10 protein-coding genes are annotated in these 12,385 nt (G+C 36.5%); 7 read left to right on the forward strand and 3 right to left on the reverse strand.

Annotated features, from left to right (window positions below):
• Positions 1–465 precede the first annotated feature (465 nt).
• The 4 genes from VB264_RS14970 (at position 466) to VB264_RS14985 (ending at position 4,948) form a co-directional block, all read left to right on the forward strand.
• The gene (locus tag VB264_RS14970) at positions 466–861 is read left to right on the forward strand and encodes a YybH family protein (RefSeq protein WP_323250606.1); all 396 of its coding nucleotides are present in this window, start codon (positions 466–468) and stop codon (positions 859–861) included.
• 45 nt (positions 862–906) lie between these two features.
• Positions 907–2,832: a hypothetical protein gene (locus VB264_RS14975; protein ID WP_323250607.1), complete on the forward strand. Its 1,926-nt coding sequence runs from the start codon at positions 907–909 to the stop codon at positions 2,830–2,832.
• Positions 2,833–2,856: 24 nt separating this feature from the next.
• Positions 2,857–3,906, forward strand: coding sequence for a ferritin-like domain-containing protein (locus VB264_RS14980; protein ID WP_323250608.1), 1,050 nt, complete (start codon positions 2,857–2,859; stop codon positions 3,904–3,906).
• A 280-nt stretch (positions 3,907–4,186) separates the two neighbouring features.
• The gene (locus tag VB264_RS14985; protein WP_323250609.1) at positions 4,187–4,948 is read left to right on the forward strand and encodes a hypothetical protein; all 762 of its coding nucleotides are present in this window, start codon (positions 4,187–4,189) and stop codon (positions 4,946–4,948) included.
• An 84-nt stretch (positions 4,949–5,032) separates the two neighbouring features.
• Here VB264_RS14985 and VB264_RS14990 read toward each other — a convergent pair whose 3' ends face one another.
• Both VB264_RS14990 and VB264_RS14995 read right to left on the reverse strand, forming a co-directional pair.
• A complete protein-coding gene (locus tag VB264_RS14990) occupies positions 5,033–6,574 on the reverse strand; it encodes a hypothetical protein (protein ID WP_323250610.1) in 1,542 nt (513 codons plus the stop codon).
• Between the two features lie 9 nt (positions 6,575–6,583).
• On the reverse strand, positions 6,584–7,123 hold the full coding sequence (locus tag VB264_RS14995; protein ID WP_323250611.1) for an RNA polymerase sigma factor: 540 nt from the start codon (positions 7,121–7,123) through the stop codon (positions 6,584–6,586).
• A gap of 327 nt (positions 7,124–7,450) precedes the next feature.
• Here VB264_RS14995 and VB264_RS15000 point away from each other — a divergent pair, with 327 nt between their 5' ends.
• Positions 7,451–8,431 (forward strand): oxygenase MpaB family protein, encoded by a 981-nt coding sequence (locus VB264_RS15000; protein ID WP_323250612.1) that lies wholly within the window; start codon positions 7,451–7,453, stop codon positions 8,429–8,431.
• An 828-nt stretch (positions 8,432–9,259) separates the two neighbouring features.
• Here the strand turns inward: VB264_RS15000 and VB264_RS15005 are convergent.
• The gene (locus tag VB264_RS15005) at positions 9,260–9,670 is read right to left on the reverse strand and encodes an SRPBCC domain-containing protein (protein WP_323250613.1); all 411 of its coding nucleotides are present in this window, start codon (positions 9,668–9,670) and stop codon (positions 9,260–9,262) included.
• Between the two features lie 476 nt (positions 9,671–10,146).
• Here VB264_RS15005 and VB264_RS15010 point away from each other — a divergent pair, with 476 nt between their 5' ends.
• Together VB264_RS15010 and VB264_RS15015 are read left to right on the forward strand one after the other, a co-directional pair.
• Positions 10,147–11,853 (forward strand): GMC family oxidoreductase, encoded by a 1,707-nt coding sequence (locus VB264_RS15010; protein ID WP_323250614.1) that lies wholly within the window; start codon positions 10,147–10,149, stop codon positions 11,851–11,853.
• Between the two features lie 18 nt (positions 11,854–11,871).
• Positions 11,872–12,336 carry a VOC family protein gene (locus tag VB264_RS15015; protein WP_323250615.1) on the forward strand — a complete coding sequence of 155 codons (465 nt, stop codon included), beginning with the start codon at positions 11,872–11,874 and terminating at the stop codon, positions 12,334–12,336.
• The last annotated feature ends 49 nt before the right edge of the window (positions 12,337–12,385 follow it).

A 12,385-nucleotide genomic window follows, 5' to 3' on the forward strand; every position in this document is an offset into this window, starting at 1 on the left:
CTTTTTTTACAATGTAATATAGCTGAACCCAAGCCGCAGTGTAATACTTATCCCTTCCAGCTACAATCTCTTGTTTGCAAACCAAAGAATATTTGTTTGCTTTTCCCTTTTTTGCAGTTTTATTGTTGCGAAGTAATACTTAAGTTATTTATAATTTTTAAGTAGAATCTATTTTTCTGCTGATTTTCTACCTAAAATTTCAAGAAGAGAATTCTTTTGTGTTTATTTTATCGTATAAATACCTGTTTTAATGCGTAAAAATATCTATTTTTTATTTAAATATAGGATAAATAGAATTTTTTAGTTTAATATTGCAAAAAAATAGTTAACGCAAAAAAATAAAGAAATACTTAATAAAACACTTAGTAGTTAGCCTAGTAAATATTTGATGCCCTTGTCATTTCATCATCAACAAACTATACGTTGTTAAACCTATAATCCACCTTTCTAATTTTTTCTAAACAAATGGAAAATAACAAAAATGTCGATGAAATTGATCAAATACGTTTGATTATACAAGAATCAGAAAACACTGGCAACCTAGCTTTGATGTCCTCTATCATGGCAGATGATATTACCGTTATTGTACCCAATACACCCGTTGTTTATGGTAAACCTGCTGGTGAAGCTTTTCTGAAATCATGGTTTGATGCCTTTATTATTGAAATCGAATACATCCCCGAGAAAATCCAGATTAGCCAAGACTTAGCCTACGAATGGTGTACCTATTATCAAACTACCACAGATAAATCGTCTGGTGAAAAAGCAAGTGAAATCGGTAGGATTATGTGGATTTTTAAAAAAGTAAATAACCAATGGTTACAAAGCTTTGCTATCTGGAATACCATTGACCCCTCTTAAATTCCCCTAATATTCTAAGCATTCTATTTAAAACCTAATATAACGATGTCATATTTAAATTCCCCAAGATTGGTATTTTCTGGAGATTTCCTCTCAGATGTTTCAACCGTAAACAATGATACCGCACATTACAATAATGCGACTTTTCAACCAAACTTTCAGGAGTATGGACAAGGATCCAGCAATGGCTGGTGGAATCCTGAAGGGGGAGCCGTTTTCAATTTTCAAAACTGTAAAATTCATCAATTAACCATGCCTAGTGGCTTTGTAATCAATAATGCTGCTGATGATATGTTAGTCGGTCAGATTATTGCAGGCTCAGATGGGCGACCTACTGGAAAGATGGTCGATTTAGACCCTGACCAACAGATGGTTTCAGCTTTATGGTGTGTGCAGTTACGAATTTGTACCCCACAAAATGAAGTATTGCTACAAGGAGACATTAGTACAACCAGTTTCAGAGACATCCAGATGAGACAAGTACAAGGAGCCGCTATCAATGGGCAGGCCCTTGGTGCTTCGTGGACATCGGTGCTTACCAATTTAGTTTGGGGAGAAAAAGCATCATCATCGCCTTTTTTAACATTACTTAAAGAGACCACACAGGGTAATAAACTGAGTATTAACCTAAACGCTTTTGGTTATTATTACGCCCATGCTGCTGATGGTAGGTTCTCGTTAGGACGAATACTAGGGACTATCGCCCCTTGGTATGAAGGTGAACCAGAAACATTTACCCCTTGTAGAAGACTATACGGATTATATAAATTAAAGCCAACGTCACCATGGACATGCTTTGGCAATAGTAATTTTAACTTTGACAAAACAGCCAAAAAACTAACCTTAGATTTAGGCGGTAGTTTCCCTATCACTGATGCCCTCGGTACTATTTCCGAGTCAAGCACGCTGATTTTAGGTGTAAGTAAAAAGCCATTATCTAACGAAACATTGGCTATTTTGCAATATTTAAACACGGATGATTTTATAGAAATAGGGCAAGTAGAATACCAACGAGGTACCGAATGGTTAAACACCACTGGTGGCATCGTAGAGTTTAATAATCTACCTGATAATATTGTTCAGCCATTAAGTAATCAACAATTAGTGTTGCTAATACCATCCACAACTGGCAAATATGCATTAATAGCACGCGAGGCGGTAGATGGAGTCTTGGTAAGGGCTGATAATTTTGTACTTAGAATAGATACTGGACAAAAACCATTGGTTAATTTTTATTCGTATCAGTGGGGTAACCCGCTACCGAATGCCAATATTTATATCGTTATGGAGCCTCCTACGCCAGATACCCCTGTTAGCATAAATAACCCCATCTGTGAATTGTACGGTAACAATACGCCTCCCGAAGGATTAACGTTTAATCAATACTTAACGACCAATGACAACGGTTTTGGGCAATTAGAGATTACTGGCAACGCCATTGGCTATCCAAGAGTATATATTGATGGACAAATATACATGATTGATTATCAGACTGATGTGGTTGACCCTGCCTTCGGTGTAGAAAGCATTAGTGTACACCTCCGTAGTTTTTATGAAGTGCCAGAAAACCCAACTTGGGATGATATTTCAGACACCATGATTCAGTATGCCAATCTTTACCCAATCATGAGTAAATATATTGTCAATTTGGCTAATCCAGAAGACGTTATTGCTCGAAAAGAAATATTACTATTCGCCTTCACCCGTGGGATGAATGATACCATGCACATGCCCGTTACGCGTGACCTATCGGATGCTAAAAGAAATGCGATTATCAAATGGTTGAACAATCCTATTATTTCGGAAACAAGCACGCTTGTAAAAAGTGAAAAGACAAGAGGTATCGAAAGACCAATATCAGCAGATATCCCAGCTTCGGAGCAACATTTGAATTACTTAGCCTCTGTAAAGGCCAAGAATGGTGCAATGATGTCTTTCCCACAAGTTGACAACCTTTTTGAAAACATTTAAACAACCTCTAAATCGCTACTCATCATGTTAAAAATAGATGCAAAATATGTTCGACAAATTGAAAATGCCAGCTCTTTGTCTGATTTACATTTTTTATTTCAAAAGGCTATCGAATTAGAACATTCAACCATACCACCATACCTGACGGCCATGTATTCTCTAAAACCGAATACATCTAAAGAACAAAAGGAGATAATCCATTCTATTGTGGTTGAGGAAATGTTGCACATGACCATTGCAGCTAATATTCTAAATGCATTAGATGGCAAACCCAAAATTAATTCCAAATCGTTTGTGCCTACCTATCCAGGGCATTTGCCTTTGGGAATAGGCGGTGGGCTCGTTGTGGGCATTGAGGCCTTCTCTAAAGAGTTAGTCAAAAAAGTATTTATGGAGATAGAAGAACCCGAATACCCAATTGAATTCAAGGTTATGAGCGCTCAAGTAGATACCTACAAAACGATAGGGGAATTTTATCAGGCATTACAAACGAAAATTGAAGAATTGGCAGAAAATATTTTACCAGGGAATCCTGACAGACAGGTAACTTCAAGATTCTTTGCTCCTGATTTATTATACCCAATCATCACAAAAGAGGATGCTATCAGTGCTATTGATATTATTGTAGAACAGGGCGAAGGAACAACTACTTCGCCAGAAGACCAATTTGATCAATTAGCACATTACTATCGTTTTGAAGAGATTTTTGTTGGGAAAAGATTGGTGAAAGACCCAAGTGCTCCTAATGGTTATTCTTTTTCGGGAGCAGAAATTCCCTATAACCCTACAGATGTATATCCGATTTTCCCAAATACCAAAACGGATATGTTGCCTGTAGGCTCGCAAGAACGACGACGGATGAACGAGTTTAATGCTAGTTATTATTCACTGTTGGATGGCTTGCATAGAACATTCAATGGCGAACCTAATTTCCTAGATAATAGTATTGGCTTGATGTTTGATATAAAACTATATGCCGAAAAGCTTTGTGCCACTCCTTTTCCGGGTAAGGTTGGTTATACTATTGCTCCATCATTTGAATACGTCAGTCCCGAAGAATTTCTATTGAGTTAATCTTTTTTTCAATCAAATTAATGATTTAGTTGAAACAAAACAAAACCAGCAACTATCCTGTGGAATTGTTATGAATCTGTAAATCGGTATCGAAGTATTTTGATACCGATTTGCTTTTTATCCCCTTCTCAAACGGTTTTATAGCAGAACTTACATTTGATCATAAATCTAGAAGAGGCTCGTTTTTTGCCAAGTAAAGTCATATAAAATATGCCGTAGTATATAACAAACACCAAACTTTGATTGTTTAACCAATTAAAAGTATTTACAAAAAGGCATTATGAACTTTATTGAAACATTAAAATATAGAAACGAACCTTTGTTTTATTTTGGTCTTATTTGCTTTGTGTTAGCTATCATTTTTTTGCTACTTACTAAAATATCAAGTGTTCAAATAGCAGGAGCAAATGCATGGAACAAGCCCTTTAAATTTGCTTTCTCAATCATGCTTTATGCTTGGTCAATGGCTTGGTATTGCTATTACCTACCTTCTGTCAATATCACTCTTTTCAATTGGTCAATAATTATTTTGTTAGGCTTCGAAATTATATACATTGCTATTCAAGCAGGGCGAGGACAACTTTCTCATTATAACAATAGCACTCCATTTTATGCATTCCTCTATCTGTTGATGGGTTTAGCTGCCTCCTTAGTAACGCTTTATACAGCTTATATAGGCATTTTATTTTTTCAATATCAACTGCCAAATTTACCTTTGGCATATCTATGGGGTATTCGATTAGGCATCATAATTTTTGTTATTTTTTCATTTGAAGGAGCTTTAATGGGGGGACGAATGACACACACCATTGGTGGGGAAGATGGAAGTATAGGAATACCTCTATTAAAATGGAGCAAGAAATTTGGTGACCTCCGAGTGGCACACTTCATCGGTATGCACGCCTTGCAAGGACTTCCAATTCTTGCTCATTATGTTATCAAAAATACCAAGGCAATTTTTATCATCAGTACATTGTATGGTTTACTTGCATTATACACTTTGATTCAAGCCTTGAATGGTAAACCATTTCATAAATTATAAACACTAAAAGGAAAACTATTCTCTGATGTCTTAACGAAGAAGTTGTTTAAACTTGGTCGGAGGGACACACAATGTTTTTTATCCCTACAAACTCAAATTAATACCAGCTTGTAATGCGTTACTACGCATATATGTTTTTACTTCTTGGTTTTGTACCCATGAATTAAATGAATTTTGAGTTGAACCTTCTATATGCAAGCCCCATTTTGGTGTAAATTGCCAGCGAATACCAATGCCAGCCCGAATACCAAATACAAAATCAGAAGCATTTTCAAGATGGCCAGTCGTGTAGTTAATTCTTGCTTTTTCATTTACTGCTAAAGACGAAGACACCATCATAAGAGCATCCTCAGCTATATACGTATAAGAGGTTTGTCTTTGAAAAACAAAATCAGCAATTGTATAAAGTTGAAAATTGAGGTATTTTTTATTTTTACTTTGTAAAGAGATAAGGTCATTCTGAGTGGTTATTGCCAAGGTATAAGTCTTCATCTTATGATTTTCAAACAAGAATACGTCTCTTGTGGTATCTACAGTATTAGGCACTTTTGTAACAAAACCATCAAATCTATTAATAGGAATATTAACTGTACCTGTTGGGAAAACTGCACTATAATATTGTGTACCATTTTTGGTAGTTAAATTTAATTTAGGCGACACCCATAAACTACTCCAAATAGGTAAGTATATATATGGAGTACCCACATCATAACTACTATAGGCCAAACTTATGCCCATTCTTGATTTTTTTGTAAGCTTCCATGCAACGCCAGCCTTCAAATTATATCCTTTCAACCCTTTTTCTTGATACATCGTAGTACCTGTTAACGATTTATCGGATTTAAAAGACCATTCATTCCAGAGTGAACCATAATCGAATGAAATGATGGGATGTCTTAAACTAAATTTAGAGCCAGTTTCTTTAGATTTATCCTCATGTTTTTCGACCTCTTCATCAGCCAATAGCTGAATGGGGTGAATTTTCCCAATAAGATTTTTATTGTTTTTGGCTGATAAATCATTCAATTTTAGGTCTTTATAGCTGATTAGATTCAGAAGGTTATTTGCGACCTTGTTATCTACAGCAAGTATTGCCGTATTGTTATTGTCGATTTCTACAGATGTTGGGTGTATCGAATTGTTAGTTTTATCACCATCAACTTTCATCGAATATAACTTTGTATGAGTTGTTGGCTTTCTATAAACAGTAGGTTTGATAGATTCTTTCTCTACATGATTGACAAAACTAACTAAACTTTTTGTTGAATTTTCAGCATCATTCTTTTCAGTTTTAACTTCATTTTCAACACTATTTGTGACTGCTTTTTGATCTTTTGAGTTAGCTAATGATTGTGCCGAATTTACCACTTTACCAATTGATGTAATCTCTTGATGCTTCTGTTTCGTTGCTTTATTGTCTGTTAAAAACCAAAGAGGAATTGCCCCCACAAACATCAGTCCCAACGATAAAATAGTATATTTAAGCAAGGGTGTTATGCCTGCGGTTTCTTTACCAATGGTTTCAGTAGCGATACTACTCCAAAGGTTTTCGGGTGGAGGAAAAGCTTGATTTTCCAGAGACTTTTTGAAAAAGCTGTCTAATTTATGTTCTTCGTTATTTTCCATTGTTAGTATTTATTTCGTTACCCCCAATAATTTTTTCTGTAAAATTCGTCTGGCATCTGCCAAGTTAGATTTAGAAGTACCCTCGCCAATGCCCAATTGTTCAGCGATTTCTCGGTGTTTCAATCCTTCAAAAACATAAAGGTTAAACACTAATCTGTATGACGGTGGTAATTCTTGAATGAGTTGTAAAATTTCTTGACTCGATAAATAACCCAGAATGTCATCGTCGCTTTCTAGGTCAAAAGTTTCCTCATGGTTATTTATCGTTACATGCTTCCACTTGGTTTTGCTTCGGTAATATTCCAAGGCAGTATTTACCACTATTCGCTTCGCCCACCCTTCAAAAGAGCCTTCATGTCTGAATGTTTTAAGTTGATGGTAAATCTTGATAAAACTTTCTTGTAAAATATCCTTAGCTTCGTCTTTGTCAGCAGCGTAACGCAAACACACGCCAAACATTTTTGGCGAAATAGCTTGGTAAATCTTCTCGAAAATAAGATGATTTCCTTCTTGAAATTGTTCTATGTATGATGAGAGTTTATCAGGCATAATTTTAAACGGATAGCTAAGAAATCGATTTCTAAAGATAAGATGGATTTTGTGTAGAAAAGGTGGGGTGGAGGAGAGAATTTTTTTGAGATAAAAGACGTTAGGCGAAAGACGCCTGACTAAAGAAAGCTTACATCTGAAAATTGAAAACAAAAATAAGAATAAAAGAAATCTCCAACATCTGCGTATTAAATCAGCGTAAATCAGCGGGTAAAGATTTTTTGAAAAAACTACTTTGTTGTGTTATGATTTTTTACCCGCAGATTTACAGAGATTTGAATCACAGATTTACGCAGATTTTTTCTAACGTCCTAAAGTCCCCCAAAAATGCAACCAATTAAACCAACCCGCTACTTTCCGAATGAATTAATGGACAAACTTCGCCAAACTGGTGATGAAGTAGCTGATAATATAATTCTACAAGTATTTCAGCAAACCGAGATGGCAGGGCTACGTCATTTTTTCCAATGGCTCAACACCAACGAAACGGAATACTCTTTAGCAATTGTCAATGATTTTGTAAATCAACAACCCATTTTACCAGACTTCGCCGATTGGAAAATTATGCAAAAAGGCATGAAATTTTTCCAAGAAAATCAAGAACGCATTAGCATTATGTTAGCTTGCTTGGCTTTGCCTTATTGCTATGCAGGAGCAGACGGTGCAAGGGTTTTAGCAAAATCACAGCGAATACAAACAGATACCTTAAAGCGACTAGAAGAAACAGGCGACTTTATATTTACAGTAATGCAAGAAAAAAACTGGCAGAACGGTATGGCTTATCGTAAAATATTAAAGGTAAGGTTAATGCACGCCGCTATCCGTTTCTTTTCAGTACATCACGGAACATGGGATAATGCATGGGGAAAACCCGTTAACCAAGAAGATATGGCTGGTACAAATGGAGCTTTTTCATACATCGTTATCAGAGGTTTAAGGAAGTCGGGCAAAGCACCCGAAAGTACAGAAGCCGAAGCCTATTTGCATGTATGGAATGTAATTAGCCATATCATGGGCGTAGAAAAAGTATTGATTCCAAATAACCTTAGAGAAGCCTTTACGCTAGATAAAGTAATTGCCAAGCGCCAATTCAGACCATCAGACGAAGGCAAGGCACTCACTAAAGCTTTGTTACAAACCATTGAAAGCTTTGTGCCAAATACGTTGTTAAAATCTTTTCCTGCTGCACAGATGCGTTTTTTATTGGGTGATGAAGTCGCAGAATTATTAGGTATTCCTGCCGTTCCCTTTGAAAGTAAATTGATGCCTTTTATCCCTAGCAAGCTATTATTTAAGTCTTCAGAATAGCACAAGTAGAAAGTTAGCCCTACAACGTTACATTACAAAAATGCAACCCATTTTATGACTTTTCAAGTTGTGTACTCAGTTTAACACTAGGCGTAGCCCACTAAGAAGGCCTGACGCTCTGACGTAGTGAAAACACAACGCCAAGGGAGGGAATATTTCTTTACAATTTCTATTTTTTATCAATATACCCACAATAGTACAAAGCTCTCATAAGACCTATAAATATTAAAATAAGTGAGGGGTAAAGCATCTCTTCTTTATGAATACCAGACGGATTTAAAAGTTTTGTATGCTGTGTGCTCATAAGAATCAATTCTGTAAAACCGATAACTAAAAAAAAGTTCCTAATTTTAAATTTAAAAATAGAAAGTATTGCATAGATGATAAGACATAAAAGAAAAATATAAACTTCAAAAAAAATGATATAAACTAACCAAAATATTCCTATTTGATTAAATACAGATCCTACTGAACTTAATGAATTGCGATCAAATGCAAAGAATGTACCCATTATCGAGTCTACTAGAAGGATTAGGAATATATTTTTTTTCATTGCACACAAAATGTTAAATCTAAAAATTCTATAATGATAAAATCCACCGCTTGACGTAATGTTTTTCACTACGTCAGAGCGTACTGCAATATTACATTGCAAAAATGCAATGCCTTTTATAATTATTTTCAAGTTGTGTACTCATACCACTAGCCTTTGTGGACTAAGCGTAGCCTTCTAAGAAGGCTTGACACACTGACGTAGTGAAAAACACTACGCCAAGCGAGGGTACTAAAGTCTTAAATCTAAAGTCTAGCGTCTAATGTCTTCTAGTCCTAAAGTCCCTCCACATATTTTTTAAAATTATCTATCACCCCCTGTGTAAAAGCCTCTTGTTCTGGGATAGGCGTTTCGGCTTCTGGGTCGAAGGTTTCGATTAAAATAGTTTCATCGCCATTAGCTTTGAATATATTTACTACTTTTCTACCATCAAATAAAGTAGATTCAATGTATTCGTTGATAATTACTTTATCGTAGATACCCGTAAAATCGAAGGCTACGCTACCATCTTTGGCTTTCATTTTGTAGATAAAAGCTCCATTATCGTTTAAATCTATCGTCACACTGGTAGTTTCCCAATCTTCCGAAGGGTTGTTCCATTGAATAATATCGACTGGCGTTGTCCAGCATTTCCAAACCTTTTCTATTGATGCTTTAATGATTGTTTGTACAGTAATTGCTTCCATCTTTTAATGATTAAGATTTAAATATTTTTGTCAATCAAGGAAATTAAAATACGTTTTGCTAGTTTGATTAAATAGATGCCAAATTTATCTCAACACTATCTAAATTACGGAAATCTCCACAAAAATGCTAACACGACAATTAGGTTCAACCAACGAACAATCCACAAGCTTTCGTAGCTTGGAGTGTGAAGGATTGGAAATACTTATTTAATAATTAGTGGATGTAGCAGACTAACAACTCGAACAACGTGTTATACAATGCCTACCATTGAAATTGCAGGGACTCATTATCCAGCAAAGACAATGGGTTTTGTAGATAAATAATATCTTTTAGTATAAAAATCACACAAAGTCCTTTCAAGTAAATGAAAGGACTTTCTGTTTTATTCTTTACCCAAACCCCACAGGCTTGCATTGGTTTACGTAGATATTTTTTACTTTTATCTTACGTTACCAAGATACAATATTATTAAACGATGAACATCAATACAAATCAATTTGAACAGCATACTTATGATGCCATAGTAGTGGGCTCAGGAATTAGTGGAGGGTGGGCTGCTAAAGAACTTTCGGAAAAAGGATTAAAGGTTTTAGTACTAGAACGTGGGCGAAATATTGAGCACATCACAGGCTATAAAACTGCCCTAACTGACCCTTGGAATTTTGAGCATGGCGGGAAAGCCCCTTTAGATATTATTGCCAAACACCCTATTCAAAACCGCACAGGGTTTACCATTACAGAGTCTACTCATGAACATTTTGTAAATGATTTAGAAAACCCATATCTCGAAACCAAGCGGTTTGATTGGATCAGGGGCTATCATGTAGGGGGACGTTCATTAATGTGGGGGCGTGTTTCGTTGCGTTGGAGTGATATTGATTTTGAAGCCAATTTAAAGGAAGGGTTGGGTACAGACTGGCCTATACGTTATAAAGACATTGCTCCTTGGTATAGCTATGTTGAAAAATTTGCAGGCATTTGTGGCTCTCGTGACGGACTGCCTCATTTACCCGATGGCGAGTTCCAGCCACCCATTGAATTTACTTGTGCTGAAGAACATTTTTCTAAAGAAGTCCATCAAAAATTCCCGAATCGTTATCTGATACATGGTCGTGGGGCACACCTTACAAAACCCACTCCCGAACAAATAGCCTTGGGGCGGGGGTCTTGTCAGTCAAGAGATATGTGTATGCGAGGTTGTCCATTCGGTGCATATTTTAGCTCACAAGCGGCTACTTTGCCTGCTGCCAAAAAGACGGGCAACCTTACGGTTCGACCGCATTCTATTGTCAATTCCATTATTTATGATGAACAAAACAAGAAAGCGAAAGGCGTAAGAGTGATAGACGAACAAACGGGAGAATGGCATGAGTTTTTTGCCAAAATAGTTTTCTTGAATGCCTCGGCATTGGGTTCGACCTTTATTTTATTGAACTCTATCTCCAACCGTTTCCCGAATGGAATGGATGATAGCGGACAACTAGGGCATAATTTGATGGATCATCATTTTAGAATTGGTGCTTGGGGCGAAACAGATAAATTTAAAGATAAGTATTATAAGGGTCGAAACCCAGTAGGGGGCTATGTCCCTCGTTTCCGAAACATTGGCTCGGATAAACGGGACTACCTACGTGGCTTTGGTTACGAAGGTGGTGCAAGGCGGTACAGACAATCTGGCGAAGAAGCTGAGTTTGGAGCGGATTTGAAGCAAAAGCAAACACAAATAGGCAATTGGAGCATGGATTTAGGAGGCTTTGGTGAGTGTTTGCCTTATTATGAAAACAAGGTAGAACTGTCTAAGCAAATTTCGGATAAATGGGGGCAACCTGTTTTAAAAATGGATGCTGAATTTAAAGAGAACGAAAAGAAAATGCGTGTGGATATGAAAAATGATGCCGCCGAAATGTTGGAAGCCGCAGGATTCAAAAATGTAAATAGTTATGACGATATTAGCTACCCTGGGTTAGGGATTCACGAAATGGGAACAGCCCGAATGGGACACGACCCTAAGACTTCGGTTCTCAACAAATGGAATCAGGTTTGGGCTTGTAAGAATGTATTTGTAACAGATGGGGCTTTCATGACTTCAGCATCTTGTGTGAATCCATCACTAACTTATATGGCCATGACTGCACGAGCGGCTGATTATGCGGTGAAAGAATTGAAAAAAGGAAATTTATAAACAATCTAAAATCAACCAATGAAAACAGTTCAATTGATTGCAGGCTTAATCGTTTGCCTAGTGTTCAGTAATACAACTTTCGCACAAGATGCTCAAAAAAAAGGAATAGAGATTCTTTCTTATAACCACGTTGGGTTGGCAGTAAAAGATTTGAAAGTAAGTGCAAAGTTCTATCGAGAAATTATTGGATTGTCCCCTGTAGATGTGCCAGATAACTTATTAGCGATCAGAAGGTGGTTTAAAATAGCACCGGGGCAAGAACTGCATTTATTGCTGGGCAGAGAACAACCTGTAGCCAATAATGATAAAAACGGTGCGCATTTTTCATTATCAATCCCAACTAATTCTGCTGATGGTATTGAGGCTTTTTTAAAAGCAAATAATGTGGCTTATCATAGACAAATGCGCTTTGATGGAGCTTTCCAAATCTATGTTACTGACCCTGATGGCTATGTAATAGAACTGAATGAGCCGAAGAAATAAAAAATAAAAGTAAGCAGTCAATCGCCTCAGGCGAACGACTGCTTATTTA

The organism is Arcicella aquatica, assembly GCF_034928825.1.
Lineage (GTDB): Bacteria > Bacteroidota > Bacteroidia > Cytophagales > Spirosomataceae > Arcicella > Arcicella aquatica.